Source organism: Pseudomonas sp. 9.1(2019) (assembly GCF_009910445.1).
GTDB classification, from domain to species: domain Bacteria; phylum Pseudomonadota; class Gammaproteobacteria; order Pseudomonadales; family Pseudomonadaceae; genus Aquipseudomonas; species Aquipseudomonas paraversuta.
On sequence record NZ_VBWF01000008.1, the window covers coordinates 84292 to 108210 of the forward strand.

Sequence of the window (23919 nt, forward strand, 5' to 3'; positions counted from 1 at the left end):
GGCTTTTTTGTGTCCGGGGTGTTACGGGAAATCAGATCCCGATATTACCCAGGGTTTGTACGATATTGCGCAAGGTGCCAGCCAGGGTAGGGTGCTCGACCTCAAAGCGTTCTACCGCCAGATTAACGTTGTCGACCAGGCTGGTGTCCTGAGTTGCGTTTTCGACTTTGATCTGGGCATCGATCTGTTCAGCGAGTTTGTTGAGGTCGTCCCGCTCATCAAGGGAAAGTGGCGGGTTTTTATCAAGTTGCTCGCGCAGGGAGTCGAGTTGTTTTTGCAGATCGCCGGCAGGCATAGCATTCATCCTTTATTGATAGGCTCTGTATAGACCTTCGCCGTGAACAAAAGGTCTGTAAGCGGGCCTCTAGATTAATCCACTCGGGCCAAGCATGCATGATCTCTATCAAAATCCCTATAGCGGCTTTTGCCGGCAGAGAGGGGCGAGATGCGGAAACTTATAACAAATGTAATTATTTTCGGAACGACTGCTGCATGGGTCAGTCTGTTGCAGGTGTTTCTTTGGGCGCCGAAAATCCAATTACCGTTATACTCTGCGCCTGACCCAGGGCGTAGCGCCCAAGTATTATGTATTTTTTAGGAGCTTTGCTATGCGCTGGACCGATCGTCTTGCTCAAATATGTGTCTGTGCCGGTGTTGCGATGGTCCCATTCACCGCCAACGCCGCCACCGAAGATGACCCGTGGGAAGGAGTTAACCGGGTCATTTTCAAATTCAACGAAAAGCTCGATACCTATGCCTTGAAGCCCCTTGCCCAGGGCTACCAGTTCATCACTCCGCAGTTTCTGGAGGATGGCATCCATAACATGTATCGAAATATTGGCGACGTGCGCAACTTGGCCAACGATGTATTGCAAGCCAAGCCCCAGGCTGCGGGTGTAGACACGGCCCGTCTGTTGATGAATACCACCCTCGGTGTTGCCGGTTTCTTCGATGTCGGCACCAAAATGGGTCTGCAGCGCAACGCTGAAGACTTCGGGCAAACCCTGGGGTACTGGGGTGTACCTAGTGGTCCTTACGTGATGTTGCCGGTACTGGGTCCGAGCACCGTGCGTGACGCAGTCGCCATTTATCCGGACACCTTCACCGAACCGTACCGTTACATGAATGATATCCCGGCCCGTAACATGGCAATCGGCATGGATGTTATTGATACCCGCGCCAGCTTGCTGTCTGCTGAAAAGCTCATTACGGGTGACAGGTACGTCTTTATCCGCAATGCGTATCTGCAGAACCGCGAGTTCAAGATCAAAGACGGGCAGGTTGAAGACGACTTTTGATTCTTGCGCTGTTGCTGCAAAAAAAACGGCCCTGAGGGCCGTTTTTTGCATTGTCGGGGTGGGGTGAAGGTTGCTTTTGGCGGAGCTCGAACCTTGGTTTTAGTTGCCGTTCACGAGGTTCTTATAACCCGCAGGAATTTAACTTGACGAAGACCTGCGGCCACCATCGGCCTGAGCTTGAAACCCCCCGCGGATGGGAGTACCGTCTGCGCCTTACACGGGCACCTTTGTAGGATCGAGCAATACCATCGATTTGAATCAGGGATGTTCATAAGCCAATTCAGTCGTTGAGCCCGACCCGTTCGAGCTCCTACGCCAACCCAATTCTGGCGCCATTTGCCCACATGCAAAAAACCAGTGCCACGCTGCTGATCATTGATGACGACGAAGTAGTACGCGCCAGTTTGGCAGCCTACTTGGAAGACAGCGGCTTCAGCGTCCTCCAGGCCAGCAATGGCATGCAGGGTCTTCAGGTGTTCGAGCAAGAGCAGCCAGACTTAGTGATCTGTGACTTGCGCATGCCCCAAATGAGTGGCCTGGAGCTGATCCGGCAGGTAGCGCAGCGCTCGTCGCAAACCCCGGTGATCGTGATTTCCGGTGCGGGCGTGATGAGCGATGTGGTCGAGGCGCTGCGCTTGGGTGCTGCCGACTACCTGATCAAGCCGCTTGAAGATCTGGCCGTTCTGGAGCACTCAGTACATCGGGCGCTGGATCGCGCGCGGCTGCTGGTGGAAAACCAGCGCTACCGCGACAAGCTGGAGTCGGCCAACCGCGAGCTCGAAGCCAGTCTGCATCTTTTGCAGGAAGACCAGAATGCCGGGCGCCAGGTGCAGATGAACATGCTGCCCATCAGCCCCTGGTCCATTGATGATTTCAACTTTGCTCATCAAATTATTCCTTCCCTGTATTTGTCCGGCGATTTCGTGGATTACTTCAGGGTCGATGAGCGACGGGTAGCCTTCTATCTGGCTGACGTTTCCGGTCACGGTGCGTCATCCGCGTTTGTAACCGTGCTGCTCAAGTTCATGACCACGCGCTTGCTGTTCGAGTCCAAACGCAACGGTACCCTGCCCGAGTTCAAGCCTTCAGAGGTGCTTGGGCACATCAACCGCGGCCTGATCAACTGCAAGCTGGGCAAACACGTGACCATGGTCGGCGGAGTCATTGATGAAGAAACCGGCGTGCTGACTTACAGCATTGGCGGCCACCTGCCATTGCCGGTGCTTTACACGCCTGACAGCGTGGGCTACCTGGAAGGGCGAGGGCTGCCGGTTGGCCTGTTTAACGAAGCGACCTATGAAGATCATGTTCTGAAGTTGCCGGAAGCTTTCAGTCTTACACTGATGTCGGACGGAATTTTGGACCTTTTGACCGAGCAGACGCTCAAAGAGAAAGAGGCAGCTTTGCCACAACTGGTAAAAGCAGCTGGCGGCAGCCTGGATGGCCTGCGCCAAGAGTTTGGATTAGCTACGCTCGGGGAGATGCCGGATGATATCGCCTTGTTGGTGTTAAGCAGGAATCTTAAATGAGTACCGGTAGAATTCAGTTCGCCGAACAGGACGGTACATTTGTCCTGAAATTTGTGGGTGAAGTGCGCCTGACACTGTGTTCGGCACTGGATGCGACAATCGAGAGGATTTTCACGGCGCTGAATTTCAACGCCATCGTCATTGACCTCACCGAAACCCGCAGCATCGACAGCACCACCCTGGGTTTGCTGGCGAAACTGTCGATTTTGTCACGCCAGAAAATCGGTCTGTTGCCGACAGTTGTCACCACCCACGAAGACATCACGCGACTTCTGCAGTCGATGGGCTTCGATCAGGTGTTCAACATCATCGGCAAGCCAATTCCGTGCCCTGAGTGCCTGACAGACCTGCCATCCCAGGACCAGTCTGAAGAAGTGGTCCGGGTCAAAGTGCTTGAAGCCCACAAAATTCTGATGGGGCTCAACGACTCCAACCGTGAAGCGTTCCATGATCTGGTGAATGCACTCGAGCGTCACTGATCCTTGAGCGGCAACCGATAAAAAAGGGCCGTCCTGTACAGGACGGCCCTTTTTAATTGCCTGCGATTCAGCGGCCTTCCAGCAGCTCTGCGGCTTGATCCAGCAAGGCCAGTGGGTCCTTGGCCTTGTGGATGTCCACAGACAGCAACTGACGGAAGCGCCGTGCCCCGGGAAAGCCCTGGCCCAGCCCCAGGATATGCCGGGTGATATGGTGCATTGCCCCGCCCGCAGCAATGTGCGCCGCGATATAAGGGCGCAACAGCGCCAGGGCCCGGGCCCGTGAAATCACCGGTTCGGTACTGCCAAAAAGCTGCTGATCGACTTCAGCCAGAATGTACGGGTTGTGATAAGCCTCACGCCCTAGCATCACCCCGTCAAACACCTGCAAATGCTCCTGGCATTGTTCAAGCGTCTTGATCCCGCCGTTGAGAATAATCTCCAGCTCAGGGAAATCAGCTTTCAGCTGCGCGGCAATGTCATAACGCAAAGGTGGAATATCGCGATTTTCTTTCGGCGACAGCCCTTCAAGAATCGCAATACGCGCATGCACGGTAAAACTGGTACAACCCGCATCCTTAACGGTGCCAACAAAGTCACACAGCTGCTCGTAACTATCGCGTCCGTTAATACCAATGCGGTGCTTGACCGTGACCGGAATGGAAACGCTGTCACGCATGGCCTTCACACAATCGGCAACCAGCGCCGGATGAGCCATCAGGCATGCGCCAATCATATTGTTCTGCACCCGATCGCTCGGACAGCCGACATTCAGATTCACCTCGTCATACCCGGCGGCCTGGGCCATGCGCGCGCAGCCTGCCAGATCGGCGGGAACACTGCCGCCCAACTGCAGAGCCAGCGGATGCTCAGCCTCGTCGTGACGTAAAAAGCGCTCGGCATCACCGTTAAGCAGCGCGCCAGTGGTCACCATCTCGGTGTAGAGCAGGGTGTTTTTCGATAACAGGCGCAGGAAGAAACGGCAATGACGATCGGTCCAATCCATCATTGGGGCCACGCTAAAGCGTCTGGACACCGCAGAGCCTGTATTTACGTGGGGTGTAGCTGAATTCTGTACCATTTTGCTCTACGTGTTTTAGGGGGTGAGTGGTACAAAGTACCAACCCGATTTCGAATTGTACCAGTTGACCATGGCCACGATCAGAGCACGGAAACGCACCGACGGCAGCATTAGTAACACGGCACCGATACGCCTGATTCATGAAGGGGCGCAAGTCTACCAAGAGAGCCAGACCTTCGCCCGAAAACAGGCCGCCCAGGCATGGGTTTGCAAGCGTGAAGCCGATCTGGGTCAACCCGGCGCGATCGAGCGGGCAAACCGTGTAGGCGCCATGGTTAAGGAAATGGCACTGGCCCGACGAAAAACCCGGCTTGCTGGTGTTCAGCGTGGGCGGTGAGGTTGGCCCATGAGCCTCGTCCTTTCCGAGCACGACCGCATGATCGCGGGCATGGTCAAGGAGTGCTATGTAGTCGCCCTGGACCTGACTGCCCGGCCGCCGGTGTGCCGGGCTTGTTTGGCGATGCCGGGCCCGCCCCGGATAACCGGGATCACGTCGAGCGCTGGCTGTTCGACGATGGAGGGTCGTTGACTTACTACTGGCTGGCTCACAGTTACAGTATTGTGCTGCCGACTGGCCTGGTGGATATCAAGGTCGTCGGCGACCGTTACGGATAGCGCTGTGGCGGTGACGTCCGGGGCGATCGCGCTCGATGATGTGACCATTTACGGCGAAGTGATGATCAACCGCGGGCTGCGCGTCACGGGGGATATCAACGGTGGCGGAGCAATTATCGACACCAGTGGCAACACGGCTAACCACAAGCATTGAGGGAGTTCGAGTCAGCTTTATGAATCAACTGTGTTCGCATGATAGTCCTTGGCAAATCTAACAGCAGTGGTAATAGCTGCCCGGGCTTGGGGACTGTTCTTCCAGCAAGTCGATCCAACTGCTGCTGATGCCTGAGCCAGGATGTCGTCGACACTCGCCTTGCTGAGTAAATTAAGCGAGTCAATGCCCATCTGCTCTAGGCGAGCGATAACGGTCGGTCCTACGCCTTTTAGGGCCAGCAAAGCATTATGTTCCGTCTGTGGAAATGGCATCCGTAAACTCCTGTTATCGGGTAATGAGGACTACGGAGTGTGCCCGACAGGAAAGGGCAGCTCAATAGATGGGCAGCATTACTACAGCGATAGCTTTCAACTCAACTAACCCGCCAGGCGCGGGTATTTTTTTTGCCTGGAAAAAACAATGGCTAGCCAATCAACCCCGCCCGACTAAAAATGTAAAGTCTGAGCTGGCGTCATTTTTCGAGTGCTGTTTTTTTCACTGTTATCGTAGTTATTAAAGAAGTCGATGTTGATTGTGAGAGGTTGGAAGTTGTTTTTGGTTGTCGTCTTGCTCGATTAGCCTGCAGAGAATCGTATATTAATTATCCTTTTTCGATACAAGTTTCCCGGTGAATGAAGTCGTAGCTAGGCATGCCTGGTGCTTATGCTGTAGGTGATGTGGGGTTGTGATACTGCATCTGTAAGGCTGCATCCCCGTGCAGTGAATCGCCTCGTACCATCCATCACTGACAAGGCTGAGGATTTCGCGTGATTGGCAGCAACCTACCCGAAGTGGCAGCTGGTCCACCCGAGGCATTAATGAGCCTCATTTTAGGCTTTTCTGCATCAGTGCATTCTGAAGTGTTACGCCCCGACGGATCGGAAATCCTCGGCGCACGACATGAAAACCGTACAATTCAAAGAACCTTTCAGCCGTCTTGCTGACATCTGAAGTCAGTTCGTCAATGCCAAGTAACCTGGCTTCTTCATGGATACGGTTCATGAATAAAGTGCCTATTCCTTGCCGAGGATGAGTACCCGACACAAAAAAATGGTCGATGTAACCGTTCGGTTGAATATCCGCATAGCCCACAATTTCCCCGTCTACCTCAGCCACGAATGGGCGGAGATTTCGAAGATGTTCCGCCCATAGCGTCTGATCAAGATCAGCAGGAGCCCAGGCCTCGACTTGATCGCGAGTGTAATCGCGTGACGCGACTTTATGAATGGCAGAGTAAAAGACGTCGAACAACGCAATCTCATCCCCGATTCTGAACCGTCGAATCTCCATGGTTTTCTCACAAAGCGTCCGCAAAAAAGAAGAGTCTGTCATACCTGATAAAAATCAGGAATGAACGACCTCGAGTTCCATAAGTACAACTGGGTGCCTATTTTTGGTCGTTCGCTGCCGCTTATGTAAACGGTCTTTCTTTCGCGAATGGTAGTTCAAGGATGGGATGGTGGTACAAAATTTATACAGGGATTAGATTGGAGCCAGATAATGTTTACAGGTGCTCTGAGTTTTAAAACCTTCGCGCAGCAAAATCATGGGCACTGTCACCGTTCGCAAGCGCAAGGATGGATCGACGGGTTACACCGCGCAGATCCGCATCATGCAAAAGGGTGTGACAGTTTATAAGGAAAGCCAGACGTTCTACCGCAAGGCGACCGCGCAGGCCTGGATCAAAGGTGTCAAAACTGAAATGTCAGTTTGGCTGGACGAGGTAAACATTTTGCTGCCGGGTTATGAACACGCAGCACGGATTATTCCTCGGCCGTGATCAACCTCTCTGATCTAGAATGTTTGCTGCGGCGGATTATCGAAACTTCTCAGGCGAGGCTGAGTCCGACGTATTGAGTTCCGCATCGCGTGATGCGCTCACCAAGTTGCTTACAGGGAGTTATTGAAATGAAAAAAACACGCCTCTCAATCCTGACTGGATCTTGCATGATGTTGATCGCGGCTGGAGCTTCAGCGGAGCAGTATCTGCCCGAGTTAGCCAGCAAGAGTCCGTACAAAAAAGCCTATGCCGAGATGCTTAGCTTTCCGAGCTGGGTCAGCAAAGCTCAGGGCGTCGCGTCGCCGGTTGAGAAGGTTTCGGCTGAAGGAAAAAGCTTCACCGTGGGGCATATGTGCAAGCCACACGACTGTGCAGACAATCAGCTCAGTGTTGTTTTTAGTGCCGATGGAACAAAGTCCTGGGGGCTTCTCGCTACGCGTTCAGAGGATGGGAAGGCCTTCAACAAACAGCTGCTGGGCAACCCTGACAGCGTGATCGAGGGACTTCTGAACAAATCCTTCTCTGATAACAATCCAGAAGACTAACCCGTGGAGCAAGATTTGGCGGTGTTCTAATACTGGCATGAGCTTCTAGGCGGCTTAATTGGCGACTTCTTTACTGACTTGGCCATGACCTATCCTTTCTTTACTTCTGCTGGCGGGCAATGTTTGTCGTTTGCATTGCTGGACGCGGGCTATGCGGTGCATGTAGTGCTGCTTTAGCTCGCTTTGGGTAGTGGATGCTGTGGACGGCGATGATCCGTTCGAAGGCCCCTGGCGCCGATTGCGAGCTTGCCGCAGCACTGCCGCCGGCTGCCGCATTATCCGCGCCCATATTGGTACGACCCCGGTGCTTGAGCTTGCAGGTAATGGATCGGGCAATTGTTTAGCGAGACTTTGAATCCCGTGGGGTAACTAACCCGTCTTCGACAGTGATACGCAAAACGTAGCGGTTTATACCGTTGCGCTGGTATTACCCAATGTCCCCATTATTGGTTTTGAGCGACTTATGGTTTTTGGTCACTTCTATCCGCGCTTGAGAGAAATCATCGCATCCACGAAACGCTCAGCTTTCTTCTGCGTATCTACAAGTGAGCTGTTCATGACGTTCCCGCCAGTACTCCGGGTTTGCACAACCCATCGACCGCGTTTCGAGTAGAGGGCCACGCTGCCGATTGAGTTGTAGTAAATACGAGTCTGAACGGCTTTTGATGATGTTCTTGAATTGCCTGCGGCTATCGCTCCGCCACCCAGAGGGACTGCGCTGGCAAAGCCGCTGGTGGTCGAGAGTATGCCGCTGCCATAACCAATGTACTCATCAGTAAACACGACCTGCTCCGGCCTGGTCTTGAGAGGTTGCTCCATAAGTACCTGCTCAATTACCGAACGCGCCTGTTCCGGGCTGATCCTGGACGGAGTGTACTCAACGATTTTTGACACGCACCCTGTAAGAAGAAGTACTAGTGCAGCTATTGCGAAGGTTCTCATCACAGGCTCCGTTATTGTTGGCGGGGCATTCTGCCATGACCGCGTTGCTGATGCTAAAGACCCGCCAAATATTTAAGGGAGCGACATGGGGATTTTGACAGGTGCAGTGGTCAACTAACTCCGGGCACGACTTTAGTTTTTCTCGGCCTCCGCGGGCGTTAGCCCGCCATTGAATTGATGAGGCCGTATCCAGTTGTAGCGATGCATCAAGTAATGGCTGATGCCCCGTTGAGCCTGCTGAACCGACATATGACCTACTGGAGGTATCCACTCGGTTTTCAAGCTACGAAATACTCGCTCCATCGGCGAGTTGTCTTAGCAATTGCCCCTGCGACTCATGCTCTGGCTGATGCGGCACCGCCAAAGGTGCTGGCAAAAGTGGCGACTTGCTCAAGAGCGCGGTAGCCTTTTTTAGTATCGATTTTTAGCGTTTGAAAGCAGGCCCCCGGAAGGGCTGCTTTCGATCAGCTTCAGCAGGCTGCCTTCACCTGTGCTTTGTCGCTCGATCGGGAGCGGGCGATCACGGTGAGGATCGACAGGGCAGCGATCACCAGCCCGGGTGAGGTTGCCAGTAGCACGCCGCTGGTGCCGGCTCCGGCGGCAAGGATCTGCCCGGCGGCCAGGGGGCCCGCCACTGAGCCCAGGCGACCGATTGCCACTGCCGCGCCGACGCCGGTGGCGCGCACTGCGGTCGGGTAGGACTGTGGCGCCAGGGCGTAGAGCACCAGTTGAGCAGCCATGACAAACAGCCCGGCGGCAAACCCGGCAATCGACATGGGTACGATACCGATCGACAAGCCGACCCCGGCCAGCGCCACCAGTAACCCGGCATACACTAACAGCACCACTTTGAATTTGTTGCAACGATCCAGCAGCAAGCCACCGAGCAGCGAACCGAGGGCGCCGCCAATGTTGAACAGCATCTGCACCATGCCTGCCTGAGATTTACTGAAGCCTTGTTCCAGCAGTAATGACGGCAGCCAGTTGAGCAGCATGTACATCACAGTCAGGGTGAAGAAGTAGCTCAGCCACAAGGCCAGGGTGTTGCGTGCGCGGCCTTCACCGAACAGTGCCTGGGTAGTGGATGGTCGCAGGTTGTCCGTTGCTGAGTGTTGTTTGCGGAAGGCAGTGGATTCGGGCAGCAGCAGGGCCATCAGCGGCACGACCAACAAGGGCGCCAGGCCGCCGATGATAAAGGTGGTTTGCCAGTGCTCACTGGAGAACATTGCCACCGCCGCCGCAAGTGCCCCGCCCAAAGGCACGCCGCAGTACATGAAGCTGATGGCGGTGCCGCGATTGCGTTCACTCACGGCCTCGGCGCACAGGGCGATCAGGTTAGGCAGGGCGGCGCCCAGGCCCAGGCCGGTCATGAAGCGCACCAGCAACAGGCTGGAGTAGCTCTCCACATAGGCTGTGCACAGGGAAAACAGGCCAAACAGCAGCACGGCAGTGATGAGGATTTTCTTGCGCCCGATGCGATCGGCGATCCAGCCGCCAAAAAATGCCCCGGGCAACAGGCCGAGGATCCCGGCGCTGAACACCCACCCCAGCATTTTCGGGTCCAGGGCAAAACTCTGACGCAGCCCGGCGGCAGCAGTGCCGGCAGCTTGCAGATCGAAACCCTCGATCAGCGCAACGATAAAGCACAAAGCGATTGTCAGCGTCGAATGACGTGATGGAGTGTCCATGGGTGAACCTCATTGTTGTTTTTATTGTGGAGTCGAGCCGTTCCGTCGTGGTGGGCACGCTGAAGAGGGCGGCTGCGATTAAGATAACAAATATAACTAAAAAATGAAGCTGGCCCTTGGTAACGCAAAAAATCAAAAATAAGCCATATAAAACAATAACTAAGTGTCTAGTTTCATATATGCCAGAGAAATAGATAATAATATTAATGTTCGATTATCGGTCACTGGTGATTGACGATTGCCTTCGACTGTTTCCATTCTCTGTCCGCGAATCCGGTTGTACTGCGCGCACCGGTAGAAAAAACAACAATAAAAAATGGACATCGAACATGCCAAAAATCCCTACGAACGCCGTTGCGGCGGCGTCAGCCGCTTGTGTGTCCAGCATCTACCCAAGGTTATTGCTGATGCTGCTAGGCTTGAGCGTTGTGCCCACCCAGCTTCGGGCCGAGGGCTTTATTGACGACGCCCATGGCATCTTGACCCTGCGCAATTACTACCTGGACCGTGAATACCAGGATGGCGGGGCCAAGACCGCTGCCAAGGAGTGGGCTCAGGGTTTCATCATGAATATGGAGTCGGGGTTTACCGAGGGCCCGCTGGGTTTTGGACTGGACGTCCGGGGGCTATTGGGCGTCAAGCTCGATTCCGCGCCGGATCGCAGCGGCACCGAACTGTTGCCGGTGTCGGCCGGCGACAAGCGTGCGGCGGATGATTACTCGCGCCTGGCACCGACGGCCAAATTGCGATTTGCCAAAACCACACTGAAATCCGGGGATGTGTCGATTTTCCTGCCGTTCGCCTTTGCCAGCCCCTCGCGACTGCTACCCCAAACCTTTCGCGGCAGCACCATCAGTTCCAGAGACATCGACGGCCTGACCCTGAACACTGGCTACATCGATCGCATCAACAAGCGCGATTCCACGGACTATCAGGCCATGACCATCGCCTCGCCGAACGGGCGTTTCAACGGCGCCGCCACCACTTCACACATGGCCTACCTGGGAGGCGATTACCAGGTCAACCAGGATCTCAGTCTGCGTGCTTACCATGCCGAGGTGGCCGACCTGTACCAACAGGACACCCTGGCGCTGCTGCATAACCTGCCGCTGGGTGACGGTGTGCTCACCAGCGACCTGCGCAGTTTTTTCAGCCGCGAAGCTGGCAGTGCCAAGGCCGGCGCAGTGGACAACCGCAACCTCTCGGCACTGTTCAGCTACCGTTTCGGCGGGCACCGCCTGGGCCTGGGTTACATGCATTCCAGTGGAGACACGGCAACCCCTTATATCAGCGGCACCGAATTGATGGGCATGAGCGAGCTAACCATGAGTTCAGACTTTCTCAGTGCCAAGGAGCGCACCTGGCAAGCCATCTATGACTATGACTTCGTGGCGTCCGGGGTGCCCGGTCTGAAGGGGCGGTTGCGTTATGTGCGCGGCGACAATATCGAGCTGGCAGCCTTCAACGCTGAAGACCGCAAAGAGCGTGAGTTCCAGATGGAGCTGGGCTATGTGGTGCAGAGCGGCCCGCTGAAAGACGTCGGGCTGTTGGCGCGCAAGTCGATCTACCGCAATGACTTCCCGGGCGGCGCGGCATTTCGCGATGAAAACCAGACCCGGTTTCTGGTGGTCTATACCTTGCAGATCTGGTAACCCCGAGTCCCTCAGCATTTTCCGCCGGCCGCCCTTTTGCGGCGTGCCGGCGTCTGTGTTCAGTCCTGATAGACCTTCTTCAACAAGCGCAGCAGCTCTTCGCGTTCCTCGCCATCGAGCGCCGCGGTGGCGTCAAGGTCGCTTTGCACGGCGATCTGCTTGAGTTCCTTGAGCAGGGTCTCGCCGGTCTTGCTGAGGAAGATCCCGTAAGAGCGTTTATCCGGTTTGCAGCGCACCCGTACCGCCAGCGCGCGACTTTCCAGTTTGTTGAGCAGGGGCACCACCTGGGGCGGCTCGATGGCCAGTGCCCGAGCCAGGTCGGCCTGCATCAATCCGGGGTTCTGGTCGATGATCGCCAGGGCCGAGAATTGCGCGGGTCGCAGGTCATGGGCCGAAAGGCGACCAATCAGGTTCTGGAATAATTTCAGCTGGGCGCGGCGCATGGCGTAGCCGATCAGGTCGTCCAGTGCCGAGTCCAGTGCGGTTTGCATCTGGGGCGGCGGCAGGGACTCGCTTGGGGCTGCGGGGGGTGAAGGCTTGGCCATTGCGGGTGAGTCCTGAAAAAGTGGAGGTTAACAAGGCTATCTATTTTGCCGGGGTTGGCCAGTGATAGCTATGGTCAATGTTGTTTTAAGGTGCTACGGCAGGTTCTTTCAGCGGGATAGAAAAATGGTTAATTTTATTAATGGTTAATTGACATAACTAAATTGCTGCTTTAATTTCTAGCTATCTTCAAGCCAAGAACAAGAGTGCATCATCATGAGCAACTACGAAGGTCGCTGGACAACGGTCAAAGTCGAGATTGAGGAGGGCATTGCCTGGGTCATCCTCAATCGCCCTGAAAAACGCAACGCGATGAGCCCGACCCTGAACCGGGAAATGATCGATGTGCTGGAAACCCTGGAACAGGACCCGGCCGCTGGCGTGCTGGTGCTGACCGGCGCCGGCGAGGCCTGGACTGCGGGCATGGACCTCAAGGAGTACTTCCGCGAAGTGGACGCCGGCCCGGAGATACTTCAGGAAAAAATCCGTCGCGAAGCGTCGCAATGGCAATGGAAACTGCTGCGCATGTACGCCAAGCCGACCATTGCCATGGTCAACGGCTGGTGCTTTGGTGGTGGCTTCAGTCCGTTGGTGGCCTGCGACCTGGCGATCTGCGCCGACGAAGCGACCTTCGGCCTTTCGGAAATCAACTGGGGCATCCCGCCGGGCAACCTGGTGAGCAAAGCCATGGCCGACACCGTGGGCCATCGTCAATCGCTGTACTACATCATGACCGGCAAGACCTTTGGTGGGCAGAAAGCCGCCGAGATGGGGCTGGTCAACGAAAGCGTGCCCCTGGCGCAACTGCGTGAAGTCACGGTAGAGCTGGCGCGTAACCTGCTGGAGAAAAACCCGGTGGTTCTGCGTGCGGCCAAGCATGGCTTCAAACGCTGTCGCGAACTGACGTGGGAGCAGAACGAAGATTACCTCTACGCCAAGCTCGATCAGTCACGTCTGCTTGACACCGAAGGCGGCCGTGAGCAGGGCATGAAACAATTCCTCGACGACAAGAGCATCAAGCCTGGCCTGCAAACCTACAAACGCTGAGACACGGCGGCGAGTTACCGGGCGCATCCCGCTGCTGGCGGTTGCGCCCGGGTGCTGGGTCTAGATCGCTCAAATGCATTCCCGATAAAGACAATAAAGAGGAATCACCATGCTGGACGTGCCCCTGTTGATTGGCGGCCAGTCGTGCCCCGCCCGCGACGGTCGAACCTTCGAACGCCGTAACCCGGTTACTGGCGAGCTGGTGTCGCGGGTTGCTGCCGCCACCCTGGAAGATGCCGACGCCGCAGTGGCCGCGGCCCAGAAGGCGTTCCCCGAGTGGGCTGCACTGGCGCCCAATGAGCGTCGCTCCCGTTTGCTCAAGGCGGCCGAGCAATTGCAGGCGTGCAGCGCCGAGTTCATCGCGGCTGCCGGCGAGACCGGGGCCATGGCCAACTGGTACGGATTCAACGTGAAGCTGGCGGCCAATATGCTGCGCGAGGCGGCGTCGATGACCACCCAGATCACCGGCGAAGTCATCCCCTCGGATGTGCCTGGCAGTTTCGCCATGGCCCTGCGCCAGCCTTGCGGCGTAGTGCTGGGCATCGCTCCCTGGAACGCCCCGGTCATTCTTGGCACCCGCGCCATCGCCATGCCATTGGCCTGTGGCAACACCGTGGTGCTCAAGGCCTCAGAACTGAGCCCGGCAGCACACCGCTTGATCGGTCAGGTATTGCAAGACGCAGGCTTGGGCGATGGCGTGGTCAATGTCATCAGCAACGCTCCGGCGGATGCGGCGGCGATTGTCGAGCGGTTGATCGCCAACCCGGCTGTGCGACGGGTCAACTTCACCGGCTCGACCCATGTCGGGCGCATTGTCGGTGAACTCGCGGCGCGCCACCTCAAACCCGCTTTGCTGGAACTGGGCGGCAAGGCGCCGTTTTTGGTGCTCGATGACGCTGACCTGGATGCGGCGGTGGAGGCAGCTGCCTTTGGCGCCTACTTCAATCAGGGGCAGATCTGCATGTCCACCGAGCGTCTGATCGTCGACGCCAAAGTCGCTGATGCGTTCGTCGCCAAGCTGGCGGCCAAGGTTGCAACCCTGCGGGCCGGTGATCCAGCGGCCACGGATTCAGTACTCGGCTCACTGGTGGATGCCGGTGCCGGGACGCGCATCAAGGCGTTGATCGATGATGCCGTGGCCAAGGGCGCGCGGCTGGTGGTCGGCGGGCAACTGGACGGCAGCATTTTGCAGCCGACCCTGCTCGACGGCGTCAATGAGAGCATGCGTCTGTACCGCGAGGAATCCTTCGGCCCAGTGGCCGTGTTGCTGCGCGGTGACGGCGATGAAGCGCTGCTGCGCCTGGCCAACGACTCCGAGTTCGGTTTGTCGGCGGCGATATTCAGTCGCGACACCGGGCGTGCCCTGGCGCTGGCGCAACGGGTCGAGTCGGGCATCTGTCATATCAATGGCCCGACCGTGCACGACGAGGCGCATATGCCCTTCGGCGGGGTCAAGTCGAGCGGTTACGGCAGTTTTGGCGGCAAAGCGTCGATCGAGCATTTTACCCAACTGCGTTGGGTTACCTTGCAGAATGGACCGCGGCACTACCCGATCTGAACAGGCGTCGCCACGTCGGGCGTCGACTTCCCTGGAAGCGCAGCGCCCGCGTGCAAGGCAGAAATAACAATAACAAGGTTGCGGCCAACGGCTGCCACGCTATCCGCGAGTCATCTGTGTGTGGCTTGGTTTCAGCGTGCCTTGATGGAGAGCAAGCACGTGAGTTCCGAATTCAGATCGCAATCCAATGACCAAGCCGGTGCACCGCGCTATCGCCATGTGTCCATTGGCTGTTCGGCGGTCGAGGTCACAGAACAGCAGGGCGTATTGCACATGCGCTCCCTGGAACCGTTGGCCGAGTTGCCCAAGCGGCTGCTCGATCGGCTGGTGCACTGGGCCCAAGAGCGTCCCGAGCAGACCTTTATCGCCGCCCGTCAGGCCAGCGGTGATTGGCGCCGGATCAGTTACGCCCAGATGCTCGACAGTGTCCGGGCCATCGCTCAAAGCCTGTTGAGCTACGGCCTGTCGGCAGACAAGCCTCTGGTGCTGCTCTCGGGCAATGACCTCGAACATTTGCAGGTCGCCTTCGGCGCCATGTACGCGGGCATCCCTTACTGCCCGGTGTCGCCGGCCTATTCGCTGCTATCCCAGGACTTTGCCAAGCTGCGCCACGTTTGCGACCTGCTGCAACCGGGCCTGGTGTTCGTCAGTGATGCCGCCGCCTACCAGCGCGCCATCGATGCCGTGATACCAACCGATACGCCAATGATTTCGGTGCGTGGCCAGGTTGCGGGGCGCCGCCAGGCGAGCTTCGCCAGCCTGCTTGAGCAGCCGGGTGGTGCCGAGGCCGAAGCCGCGTTTGCCAGCACGGGCCCGGACAGCGTTGCCAAGTTTCTTTTCACCTCCGGTTCCACTCGTTTACCCAAAGCTGTGATCACGACCCAACGCATGCTCTGCGCCAACCAGCAGATGCTGTTGCAGACCTTCCCGGTGTTCGGCGAAGAGCCGCCCGTGCTGGTGGACTGGTTGCCGTGGAACCACACCTTTGGTGGCAGCCACAACATTGGCATCGTGCTCTACAACGGCGGCAGTTTTTACCTGGACGACGGCAAACCCACGGCGCAGGGTTTCGCGCAAACGCTGCGTAACCTCAAGGAATTGTCGCCCACCGCTTACCTGACGGTGCCCAAGGGCTGGGAAGAACTGGTCACGGCGCTGGAACAGGATGCGCAACTGCGGAAATGTTTTTTCAAACGCATCAGTCTGTTTTTCTTCGCCGCCGCTGGTTTGTCGCAAAGCGTCTGGGACCGTCTGGACCGGGTTGCCGAACAGCACTGCGGCGAACGTATCCGGATGATGGCCGGGCTGGGCATGACCGAGGCCGCGCCATCCTGCACCTTTACCACCGGGCCGTTGTCCATGGCCGGTTACATAGGCCTGCCGGCGCCGGGTTGCGAGGTGCGTCTGGTGCCTGCGGACGGCAAACTGGAAGGGCGCTTCCGTGGCCCGCACATCATGCCCGGTTACTGGCGCTCACCGCAGCAGACTGCCGAGGTGTTCGATGATCAGGGCTATTACTGTTCCGGTGATGCACTCAAACTCGCCGACCCCCGCGATCCGCAATTGGGGCTGATGTTTGACGGGCGCATCGCCGAAGATTTCAAACTGTCCTCCGGGGTCTTTGTCAGCGTCGGGCCTCTGCGCAGTCGCGCCGTGCTCGAAGGTTCGCCCTATGTCCAGGACTTGGTAGTGACCGCGCCGGATCGTGAATGCCTGGGGGCGCTGGTATTCCCGAGAATGTATGAATGCCGACAGCTGTCGGGGCTTTCGGCCAGTGCCAGCGACACCGAGGTGCTGGCCAGCGCGCCAGTGCGCGAATGGTTCGCCGACTGGTTGCAGCGACTCAATCGCGAAGCCAGCGGCAATGCCAGTCGCCTTGAATGGATCGCATTGCTCGACGAACCGGCGTCCATCGACCGCGGTGAAATTACGGACAAAGGTTCGATCAATCAGCGAGCGGTGTTGCAGTGGCGTGCCGATCAGGTCGAGGCCCTGTATCGCGGGCTCGATCCGGCGATTCTACGCGCGGGGGCCAGGCTGTGAGCGCTGGCGGTCAGTACTCGGTTTTCACCGACGCTGCCATCATCGATGCGCTGCGTACACCCTGGGTCGACTTCAATGGTGCGCTGGCCGAGGTGTCGCCGATCGACCTGGGAATCAAGGTCGGGCGCGAAGTGTTGGCCCGCGCAGGGGTCGATCCGCAAGGGGTGGACAGCGTACTGGCGGGCTCCATGGCCCAGGCCAGTTTCGATGCTTACCTGCTGCCACGGCATATCGGCCTCTACAGCGGCGTGCCTCAATCGGTACCGGCATTGGGGGTGCAGCGCATCTGCGCCACCGGTTTCGAACTTCTGCACCAGGCTGCCAGGCAGTTGGATGACGGCGTGCAACTGGCGCTGTGCGTAGCGGCCGAATCCATGTCGCGCAATCCGATTGCGGCCTACACCCATCGTGGCGGTTTTCGCCTCGGTGCCAGCGTGCAGTTCAAGGATTTTCTCTGGGAAGCACTGTTTGATCCGGCCCCCGGGCTGGACATGATCGCCACGGCCGACAATCTGGCGCGACGTTATGGCCTGAGCCGTGAAACTGTGGATGCTTACGCCTGCGACAGCCATCGGCGGGCGCTGGCGGCGCAGCAAACGGGCTGGCTGGCGCCGGAGATCGTGGCCGTAGGTCATCAGACTTTCGACCTGGACGGTTACCAGCCGCGCGGCATCACCCTGCCACGTGGGGTCGATACTGTGAGTGAAGACAGCCATCCACGGCCTGCTGAGCTGGCGGCCTTGGCCCGACTGCGTGCGGTGCACCAAGGCGGGGTGCAGACCGCCGGCAACAGCTGTGCGGTGGTCGATGGTGCGGCGGCGGCGCTGGTCGCCCGCACTTCGGCCTGCCGGGATACGCCACTGGCCCTGCTGCGGGCCAGCGCCGTGGTCGGGGTGGCGCCTGAGTTCATGGGTATAGGTCCGGCACCGGCGATCCGCCTGCTGTTGCAACGCAGCGGCCTGGAGCTGAATCAAATTGGCCGTTACGAAATCAACGAAGCCCAGGCTGCCCAAGTGCTGGCCGTGGCACAGGAATTGGAACTGGACCATTCGCGTCTCAACGTTCAGGGCGGTTCGCTGGCTCTGGGTCACCCGCTGGCTGCCAGTGGTTTGCGCCTGGTGCTGACCTTGGCCCGTCAGCTGCGCGAGCACAACCTGCGCTACGGGATTGCAGCGGCCTGTGTCGGCGGCGGGCAGGGCATGGCCTTGTTGATCGAGAACCCGGGCTGGTGCGCCTGAGGTTTTAGCGACCCGCCCGCAGCGGCGGGTGTGACTTGTTTTCTACCGGATGAGGTTTGCCATGTGGAGTTATCAGGCGCCCTTGCGCGATATGCAATTTGTTCTTGAACACTGGCTGCAGGCGCCCGAGGCCTGGCGTCGCAGCCCGGTGTTCGAGGCGCTGGATTTACCGCTGGCCGTACAGGTACTCAAAGAAGCCGGGCGCTTCAGCAGTGGCGTATTGGTGCCGTTGAACAGCCGTGGCGATCGCCAGGGTTGCCACTTGAGCGAAGGCCGGGTCACCACCCCGGACGGATTTTGCGACGCGTATCGGACCTATGTTGAGGGTGGTTGGCCGGCCTTGGCTTGCGCCGAAACGCTGGGCGGGCAGGGTTTGCCGCAAGTGCTCGACGCGGCGCTGCAAGAGATGCTTTACGCCAGTAACCACGCTTGGGCCATGTATACCGGCATCGCCCACGGCGCCTATCTGTGTTTGAAAACCCACGGTGCCCCGTGGTTGCAGGAGCGCTATCTGCGCGCAATCATCAGCGGCGAAAGCTTGCCCACCATGTGCCTGACCGAGCCCCAGGCGGGGAGTGATGTCGGCCTGCTACGCTGTCGCGCAGAGCCTCAGGACGACGGGAGTTACCGGCTTGATGGCAACAAGTTGTTTATCTCGGGCGGCGAGCACGACCTCACCAGCAACATCCTGCATCTGGTGCTGGCTCGCGTACCGGGAGCACCAGCCGGCAGCCACGGAATTTCGTTGTTCCTGGTGCCGAAGTTGCTGGATGGCGGCCAGGCCAACGGCGTGTTCTGCGATGGCATCGAGCACAAGATGGGGATCAAGGGCAGCGCTACTTGTTCACTGGTGTTCGATGCCGCCCAGGGTTGGTTGATTGGTGAGGTCAATCGCGGGCTGAAGGCGATGTTCGTGATGATGAATTCGGCACGTCTGCATGTTGGCCTGCAAGGCCTGGGGCACTGCGAAGCGGCTTGGCAGAACGCCCGCAGCTATGGCGCCGAACGCCAGCAGATGCGCGCACCGTCAAGGCCGGCCGGGGTGGTGGCGCAGGCTGTCGACCCGATCAATTACCATCCGGCAATACGTCGCATCCTGCTTGAATTGCGCGCCACCAGCGAAGGCCTGCGCGCTATCGGTTATTGGGTCGCGCATCTGTTGGACCAGGCGGAACATGAGCCTGAGCCAAGGGCGCGACAACAAGCCGGACAACTGGCGCAGTTGCTGACGCCGATCATCAAGGCGTTTTTCACCGAGCAGGGGTTTCGCCAGGCCAGCAACGCCTTGCAGGTGTTTGGCGGGTACGGCTACATCGCCGAATTTGCCATCGAACAAACCCTGCGCGACAGTCGCATCGCCATGATCTATGAAGGCAGTAACGAGATACAGGCCAACGACCTGCTCCTGCGTAAGGTGCTGGGGGATCAGGGTCAGGCTTTTGAGCTGTTGTTGGCGCAGTTGCGCGAAGAGTCCAGGCTTGGCGCCGATATACCGGAGTGCGCAGACTTTGCTGAACAGCTGGCGAGCCTGTGCAGCACCCTTGAAGTGCTGGTAAGCGAGGTGCGTGAGCTGTCACTCGAGGATGCAGAGTACCCGTATCGAGCTGCCGGGGACTTCCTCCAGCTTTGCGGCCTGATCCTGCTTGCGCTGGCCTGGGGCCGGGCGGCACGGGTCTCGCGACAACTTGCCGAAGATGACCCGCTCCGCGCCGCCAAGCTGGAAACCGCCGGGTTCTTTTTCAGCTACCTGTTGCCCCAGGCCGAGCAGCGTGTGGCCGCAGTGCGTGGGGCGCGGGCAGCGTTGGCGTTTATCTGAGGTTCAGTCAAAGTCGCGGATGACAAAGTCCTCACCGGTGCGAGGACGGTGAAGGGGCCGCCTGGCCGGCCCCGGTCATTCACTGTTGGTTGGACACACCGTAGAAGCTGCTGAGTCCGAAGGGGCTGATCAGGAAGTCCTTCACACTGGTGCGCATCGGCTGGTAGACCGTGGAGTGGGCGATCGGGGTGATAGGCACCTGTGATTTCAGGAGATGCTGTGCTTCTTTGTACAGCGCGGTGCGCTTTTCCACATCGGAGGTGGCCTCGGCGGCCTTCACCAGTTTTTCGTAGTCCTCATTGCACCACTTGGAGAAGTTGTTGCCGTTGACCGAGTTGCAGCTGTACAGGGTGCCCAGCCAGTTGTCCGGGTCACCGTTGTCGCCAGTAAAGCCGATCAGCATGACGTCGTGCTCGCCGGCGTGGGCGCGCTTGATGTATTCGCCCCATTCGTAGCTGACGATGTTGGCCTTGATGCCAATTCTGGCCCAGTCGGCCTGCAGCATTTCGGCCATCAGCTTGGCGTTGGGGTTGTAGGGGCGTTGCACCGGCATGGCCCAGAGGGTGATTTCTGTGCCTTCTTTCACACCTGCCGCCTGCAGCAGCTCCCTGGCCTTCTGCGGGTTGTGGGCGACGTCCTTGATGGTCTCGTCGTAGGACCACTGGGTCGGCGGCAGCCCGTTGACGGCCAGTTGGCCGGCACCCTGGTAAACAGCGTCGATGATGGCTTGCTTGTTTACCGCCATGTCCAGCGCCTGGCGTACTTCGAGTTTGTCGAACGGCTTGCGGGTGAAGTTGTAGGCGATATAGCCAAGGTTGAAGCCTGGTTGACTGGGCATCTGCAGGTTCTGGTCTTGCTGCAGCGGCTTGATATCGGCCGGGCGCGGGTAGGCAGTGATCTGGCATTCGTTCTTTTTCAGTTTTTGCATGCGCACCGAGGGGTCGGTGGTGATGGCGAAGATCAGATTGTCGATCTTCACGTCTTCAGGCTTCCAGTAATTCTGGTTGCCCTTGTAGCGAATCTGCGCGTCTTTCTGGTACTTGCTGAACACGAACGGGCCAGTGCCGATCGGCTTTTGGTTGATGTCCTTGGCCTTGCCTTGCTTGAGCAACTGGTCGGCGTATTCGGCCGACTGGATCGAGGCGAAACTCATGGCCATGTTCTGAATGAAGGCTGCGTTCACAGTACTGAGGGTGAACTTGACGGTATGGTCGTCGACTTTTTCGACCCCGGTGATGTATTCGTTCATCCCCATGTCCGTGAAGTAGGGGAATTCGGTGGGGTAGGCCTTGCGGAAAGGCATGTCCTTGTCGAGCATGCGGTTGAAGGTGAACAGCACGTCGTCGGCGTTGAAGTCGCGGGTCGGCTTGAAGTAGTCGGTGGTGTGGAACTTGACCCCGTCCCGCAGGTGGAAGGTGTAGGTCAGGCCATCGGGAGAAACGTCCCAGCGGGTTGCCAGGCCGGGGACGACCTTGGTGCCGCCACGCTCGAACTGCGCCAGCCGGTTGAAGACGGTTTCGGCTGAGGCGTCGAAGTCGGTCCCCGTGGTGTATTGGCCCGGGTCGAACCCGGCCGGGCTGCCTTCGGAGCAGAACACCAGGTTGCTGGCGGCATGGGTCAAGCCGCAGCCGAGGATCAGGCCGGCGGCGATCATGGTCTTGAGCGTGGTTTTTTTGCGCATGCGAACCTCATTGTTGTTATTTTGAGGGCGGCAGATCAGGTAGCCCGTTTCTGGGGGATGCACCTGATCCTGCGGCTTTACGGGCTGTGGGCTGCCCGTCATTTTTGAACAGGCAGCCGAAGGCAGGTGTCCTGGCTCGGGCGGTAGCGCTGAAGGGGGGGGAGGGATACTCGCGCCGCCAGCGGCCGAGAAAAAATTTAAGTTAATCTAAAATTAATTTCAACTTAAATTAAGTGGTACTTACTTTTTGTAAGTGTGCCCTATCAGGCTGCGGGGTGATCGTCCAGTAACCCGCCCATGGTGGTGACGACCAGCACTTCGGCAACATCGTCGCCCGCATTGGCAATGGAATGCGGCCTGGTGGAGTCGAAATGTATCGACCCGCCCGGGCCAAGCGGGTATTTGTGGCCATCTATGGCGTAGACGATTTGCCCGCAGAGCACATAGGTAAACTCTGCGCCTTCGTGGCAAATGAGCTCGGACTGGTAGCCCACTGCCATAGTCATCTTCATCGCGTTGATCAGGTTGCCGGGGAAGTTGCTGGACAGGCGCTCGTAGACCAGCGGCTGGCTACCGATGCTATAGCGTACGCGCTGGCCCTGGTGGGAGTCGGGCTGGGGCTGGGCGGGCTGGTCGAACAGGGTGTTGAGCGCAACGCCCAGGGATTTTGCGATTCGCGCCAGCGAGGAGATGGACACGCCAGTGAGGTTACGTTCCGCCTGGGACAAGAAGCTGGCTGTCAGGCCTGACTCAGTGGCCACTTGTTTCAGGGTCTTGTTGGCGGCGCGGCGGTAGCGGCGCAGCCGTTCACCGATCTGTTCTACGGTCATTGGCGTGGCTCGTATTTTGAAAGGCGCCAGTATAACGGGCGGGGCACTGGAAAAACGTTTTTCGCCTTACTGGAATTAAGCGCCACTAAAAATATGGATTGACGGTTTTTTAAGTCAGGCTTAAATTTCGCCCACTGCAGCATAATTCGGGAGAACGAGATGACAGTGGGTGTAGGTGGCAAAACTCCGGAACAGGCGCTGGCTGGCCTGGCGCAGATGACCGAGGGCATGAAGCCTGTCGGCCTCGACGAATACCAGTCGCGCATTGCCAAGGCCCAGGGCCTGATGCGAGAGCAGGGTATCGCCGCCCTCTACCTGAACGCTGGCAGTAACCTGTACTACTTCACCGGGGTGAAGTGGAGCCCGAGCGAGCGCATGGTCGGTGCCGTGCTGCCCGCCAACGGAGCGCTGGCCTATATCGCTCCGGCATTCGAGGAGGGCACCATTCGCGACTTCCGCGAGGTGGACGGGTTTATTCATGGCTGGCAGGAGCACGAGAGTCCCTACCGCCTGCTGCTCGATATGCTCGCTGCAATGGGGGTCGCCGCCGATGCAGTGGTGGGCCTGTGCCCGTCCCTGGCATTTTTCATGTTCGATGGCATCCGCCGCCTCGGATCGGACTTAAAGTTCGTCGACGCTTCTTGCGTGACGAACCTGTGTCGCTATCACAAGTCCGCTACCGAGCTGGCGCTGATGCAGCGTGCCAAAGACATGACCCTGGAAGTGCAAAAGGCTGCCGCCAGCATCCTGCGCGCAGGCATCAGTACCACCGAGGTTGCCGAGTTCATCCGTGAGGCGCACCGCAAGGTGGGCGCACCGGGTTCGACCTTCTGCATCGTGCTGTTCGGCGAGGCCAGTGCTTTCCCCCACGGCGTAAAGCACGCGCAGGTGCTCAAGGACGGCGACATGGTGCTGATCGACACGGGTTGCCTGCTCCACGGCTATCAGTCGGATATCACTCGCAGTTACGTGTTCGGCACCCCGAGCGACCGCCAGCGCGCCCTGTGGAACCTGGAAAAAACCGCCCAGCTGGCCGCCTTCGACGCTGCACGCCTGGGTGAACCCTGCCAGGTGGTGGATGCCGCCGCGCGTCTCGCCCTGGAAGCCGCCGGTCTCGGCCCGGACTACCAGTTACCCGGCTTGCCGCACCGCACCGGACATGGCATCGGCCTGGACATTCACGAAGGGCCTTACCTGGTGCGTGGTGACCTGACGCCGCTGGCCGAGGGCATGTGCTTCTCCAATGAACCAATGATTTGCATCCCGGGCGAGTTCGGCATTCGCCTGGAAGATCATTTCTACATGACAGCCACTGGCCCGCGCTGGTTTACCCGGCCGAGCCATTCTGTAGACGACCCGTTCGGGCTTCAGGCCTGAGGGCAGGCCTTGCACCGGGGGGGGCT

Annotated in this window: 20 protein-coding genes and 4 pseudogenes; 14 read left to right on the forward strand and 10 right to left on the reverse strand. The window is 58.3% G+C overall.

The annotated features are described in order from the left end of the window. Positions 1-31: 31 nt before the first annotated feature. Positions 32-295: a DUF4404 family protein gene (locus FEZ21_RS13110; protein WP_003444719.1), complete on the reverse strand. Its 264-nt coding sequence runs from the start codon at positions 293-295 to the stop codon at positions 32-34. 313 nt (positions 296-608) lie between these two features. Between FEZ21_RS13110 and FEZ21_RS13115 the strand changes: the two genes are divergently transcribed. The 3 genes from FEZ21_RS13115 to rssC all read left to right on the forward strand — a co-directional run bounded on the left by FEZ21_RS13115 (position 609) and on the right by rssC (position 3306). Beyond that, complete coding sequence (locus FEZ21_RS13115; protein ID WP_160627396.1) at positions 609-1298, forward strand: VacJ family lipoprotein; 690 nt, start codon at positions 609-611, stop codon at positions 1296-1298. Positions 1299-1642: 344 nt separating this feature from the next. Continuing rightward, positions 1643-2827, forward strand: a complete 1185-nt coding sequence (rssB, locus tag FEZ21_RS13120) for a two-component system response regulator RssB (RefSeq protein WP_003444715.1) — start codon at positions 1643-1645, stop codon at positions 2825-2827. Further along, the gene (gene rssC, locus FEZ21_RS13125; protein WP_010657349.1) at positions 2824-3306 is read left to right on the forward strand and encodes an anti-sigma factor antagonist RssC; all 483 of its coding nucleotides are present in this window, start codon (positions 2824-2826) and stop codon (positions 3304-3306) included. The genes rssB and rssC overlap by 4 nt, the downstream gene beginning before the upstream one ends. Positions 3307-3373: 67 nt before the next feature. Here rssC and dusA read toward each other — a convergent pair whose 3' ends face one another. Continuing rightward, entirely contained in the window at positions 3374-4384 is a 1011-nt protein-coding gene (gene dusA, locus FEZ21_RS13130) for a tRNA dihydrouridine(20/20a) synthase DusA (protein ID WP_160627398.1), read from the reverse strand. 70 nt (positions 4385-4454) lie between these two features. Between dusA and FEZ21_RS13135 the strand changes: the two are divergent. Both FEZ21_RS13135 and FEZ21_RS13140 read left to right on the forward strand, forming a co-directional pair. Then, positions 4455-4670 (forward strand): annotated as a pseudogene (locus tag FEZ21_RS13135) (integrase); the annotation flags it as partial. Positions 4671-4730: 60 nt separating this feature from the next. Continuing rightward, positions 4731-5153 (forward strand): annotated as a pseudogene (locus tag FEZ21_RS13140) (phage baseplate assembly protein V). Between the two features lie 17 nt (positions 5154-5170). Here the strand turns inward: FEZ21_RS13140 and FEZ21_RS13145 are convergent. Continuing rightward, entirely contained in the window at positions 5171-5425 is a 255-nt protein-coding gene (locus FEZ21_RS13145; protein ID WP_003444708.1) for a hypothetical protein, read from the reverse strand. 553 nt (positions 5426-5978) lie between these two features. Then, positions 5979-6485 (reverse strand): GNAT family N-acetyltransferase, encoded by a 507-nt coding sequence (locus FEZ21_RS13150; RefSeq protein WP_238839947.1) that lies wholly within the window; start codon positions 6483-6485, stop codon positions 5979-5981. A gap of 214 nt (positions 6486-6699) precedes the next feature. Between FEZ21_RS13150 and FEZ21_RS13155 the strand changes: the two are divergent. Then, positions 6700-6861, forward strand: a pseudogene (locus FEZ21_RS13155) (site-specific integrase); the annotation flags it as partial. Between the two features lie 200 nt (positions 6862-7061). Further along, complete coding sequence (locus FEZ21_RS13160; protein WP_003444702.1) at positions 7062-7478, forward strand: Ivy family c-type lysozyme inhibitor; 417 nt, start codon at positions 7062-7064, stop codon at positions 7476-7478. Positions 7479-7958: 480 nt separating this feature from the next. On the opposite strand, the gene FEZ21_RS13165 is transcribed toward FEZ21_RS13160, so the two are convergent. The 3 genes and pseudogenes from FEZ21_RS13165 to mhpT all read right to left on the reverse strand — a co-directional run bounded on the left by FEZ21_RS13165 (position 7959) and on the right by mhpT (position 10108). Further along, positions 7959-8420, reverse strand: coding sequence for a hypothetical protein (locus FEZ21_RS13165; protein WP_003444700.1), 462 nt, complete (start codon positions 8418-8420; stop codon positions 7959-7961). 110 nt (positions 8421-8530) lie between these two features. After that, a pseudogene (locus tag FEZ21_RS13170) lies at positions 8531-8807 on the reverse strand (integrase core domain-containing protein); the annotation flags it as partial. Positions 8808-8890: 83 nt separating this feature from the next. After that, entirely contained in the window at positions 8891-10108 is a 1218-nt protein-coding gene (gene mhpT, locus FEZ21_RS13175; RefSeq protein ID WP_160627404.1) for a 3-(3-hydroxy-phenyl)propionate transporter MhpT, read from the reverse strand. Between the two features lie 329 nt (positions 10109-10437). Here mhpT and FEZ21_RS13180 point away from each other — a divergent pair, with 329 nt between their 5' ends. Next, positions 10438-11760, forward strand: coding sequence for an OprD family porin (locus FEZ21_RS13180; RefSeq protein WP_165439693.1), 1323 nt, complete (start codon positions 10438-10440; stop codon positions 11758-11760). 59 nt (positions 11761-11819) lie between these two features. On the opposite strand, the gene FEZ21_RS13185 is transcribed toward FEZ21_RS13180, so the two are convergent. Beyond that, on the reverse strand, positions 11820-12305 hold the full coding sequence (locus FEZ21_RS13185; RefSeq protein ID WP_003444695.1) for a MarR family winged helix-turn-helix transcriptional regulator: 486 nt from the start codon (positions 12303-12305) through the stop codon (positions 11820-11822). Positions 12306-12519: 214 nt separating this feature from the next. On the opposite strand from FEZ21_RS13185, the gene FEZ21_RS13190 reads away from it, so the two are divergent. The 5 genes from FEZ21_RS13190 (at position 12520) to FEZ21_RS13210 (ending at position 20005) form a co-directional block, all read left to right on the forward strand. Next, positions 12520-13350, forward strand: a complete 831-nt coding sequence (locus FEZ21_RS13190) for a p-hydroxycinnamoyl CoA hydratase/lyase (RefSeq protein ID WP_003444693.1) — start codon at positions 12520-12522, stop codon at positions 13348-13350. 109 nt (positions 13351-13459) lie between these two features. Beyond that, complete coding sequence (locus tag FEZ21_RS13195; RefSeq protein WP_003444691.1) at positions 13460-14908, forward strand: aldehyde dehydrogenase; 1449 nt, start codon at positions 13460-13462, stop codon at positions 14906-14908. A 159-nt stretch (positions 14909-15067) separates the two neighbouring features. Beyond that, positions 15068-16951, forward strand: coding sequence for a feruloyl-CoA synthase (locus FEZ21_RS13200; protein ID WP_160627405.1), 1884 nt, complete (start codon positions 15068-15070; stop codon positions 16949-16951). Further along, entirely contained in the window at positions 16948-18189 is a 1242-nt protein-coding gene (locus FEZ21_RS13205; RefSeq protein ID WP_003444688.1) for a thiolase family protein, read from the forward strand. The genes FEZ21_RS13200 and FEZ21_RS13205 overlap by 4 nt, the downstream gene beginning before the upstream one ends. A gap of 61 nt (positions 18190-18250) precedes the next feature. After that, positions 18251-20005, forward strand: coding sequence for an acyl-CoA dehydrogenase (locus FEZ21_RS13210; protein ID WP_160627407.1), 1755 nt, complete (start codon positions 18251-18253; stop codon positions 20003-20005). 79 nt (positions 20006-20084) lie between these two features. Here the strand turns inward: FEZ21_RS13210 and FEZ21_RS13215 are convergent, their stop codons facing one another. Beyond that, positions 20085-21686: an ABC transporter substrate-binding protein gene (locus FEZ21_RS13215; protein WP_160627409.1), complete on the reverse strand. Its 1602-nt coding sequence runs from the start codon at positions 21684-21686 to the stop codon at positions 20085-20087. A 263-nt stretch (positions 21687-21949) separates the two neighbouring features. Further along, positions 21950-22516 carry a helix-turn-helix domain-containing protein gene (locus FEZ21_RS13220; protein ID WP_003444682.1) on the reverse strand — a complete coding sequence of 189 codons (567 nt, stop codon included), beginning with the start codon at positions 22514-22516 and terminating at the stop codon, positions 21950-21952. Positions 22517-22675: 159 nt separating this feature from the next. On the opposite strand from FEZ21_RS13220, the gene FEZ21_RS13225 reads away from it, so the two are divergent. Then, positions 22676-23893 carry a Xaa-Pro peptidase family protein gene (locus tag FEZ21_RS13225; protein WP_127196895.1) on the forward strand — a complete coding sequence of 406 codons (1218 nt, stop codon included), beginning with the start codon at positions 22676-22678 and terminating at the stop codon, positions 23891-23893. Positions 23894-23919 lie beyond the last annotated feature (26 nt).

Coding starts and splice junctions, on each gene's coding strand:
- FEZ21_RS13110 (WP_003444719.1), bottom strand. CDS start 295: ATGCCTGCCGGCGATCTGCAAAAACAACTCGACTCCCTGCGCGAGCAA.
- FEZ21_RS13115 (WP_160627396.1), top strand. CDS start 609: ATGCGCTGGACCGATCGTCTTGCTCAAATATGTGTCTGTGCCGGTGTT.
- rssB (WP_003444715.1), top strand. CDS start 1,643: ATGCAAAAAACCAGTGCCACGCTGCTGATCATTGATGACGACGAAGTA.
- rssC (WP_010657349.1), top strand. CDS start 2,824: ATGAGTACCGGTAGAATTCAGTTCGCCGAACAGGACGGTACATTTGTC.
- dusA (WP_160627398.1), bottom strand. CDS start 4,384: ATGGTACAGAATTCAGCTACACCCCACGTAAATACAGGCTCTGCGGTG.
- FEZ21_RS13145 (WP_003444708.1), bottom strand. CDS start 5,425: ATGCCATTTCCACAGACGGAACATAATGCTTTGCTGGCCCTAAAAGGC.
- FEZ21_RS13150 (WP_238839947.1), bottom strand. CDS start 6,485: ATGACAGACTCTTCTTTTTTGCGGACGCTTTGTGAGAAAACCATGGAG.
- FEZ21_RS13160 (WP_003444702.1), top strand. CDS start 7,062: ATGAAAAAAACACGCCTCTCAATCCTGACTGGATCTTGCATGATGTTG.
- FEZ21_RS13165 (WP_003444700.1), bottom strand. CDS start 8,420: ATGAGAACCTTCGCAATAGCTGCACTAGTACTTCTTCTTACAGGGTGC.
- mhpT (WP_160627404.1), bottom strand. CDS start 10,108: ATGGACACTCCATCACGTCATTCGACGCTGACAATCGCTTTGTGCTTT.
- FEZ21_RS13180 (WP_165439693.1), top strand. CDS start 10,438: ATGCCAAAAATCCCTACGAACGCCGTTGCGGCGGCGTCAGCCGCTTGT.
- FEZ21_RS13185 (WP_003444695.1), bottom strand. CDS start 12,305: ATGGCCAAGCCTTCACCCCCCGCAGCCCCAAGCGAGTCCCTGCCGCCG.
- FEZ21_RS13190 (WP_003444693.1), top strand. CDS start 12,520: ATGAGCAACTACGAAGGTCGCTGGACAACGGTCAAAGTCGAGATTGAG.
- FEZ21_RS13195 (WP_003444691.1), top strand. CDS start 13,460: ATGCTGGACGTGCCCCTGTTGATTGGCGGCCAGTCGTGCCCCGCCCGC.
- FEZ21_RS13210 (WP_160627407.1), top strand. CDS start 18,251: ATGTGGAGTTATCAGGCGCCCTTGCGCGATATGCAATTTGTTCTTGAA.
- FEZ21_RS13215 (WP_160627409.1), bottom strand. CDS start 21,686: ATGCGCAAAAAAACCACGCTCAAGACCATGATCGCCGCCGGCCTGATC.
- FEZ21_RS13220 (WP_003444682.1), bottom strand. CDS start 22,516: ATGACCGTAGAACAGATCGGTGAACGGCTGCGCCGCTACCGCCGCGCC.
- FEZ21_RS13225 (WP_127196895.1), top strand. CDS start 22,676: ATGACAGTGGGTGTAGGTGGCAAAACTCCGGAACAGGCGCTGGCTGGC.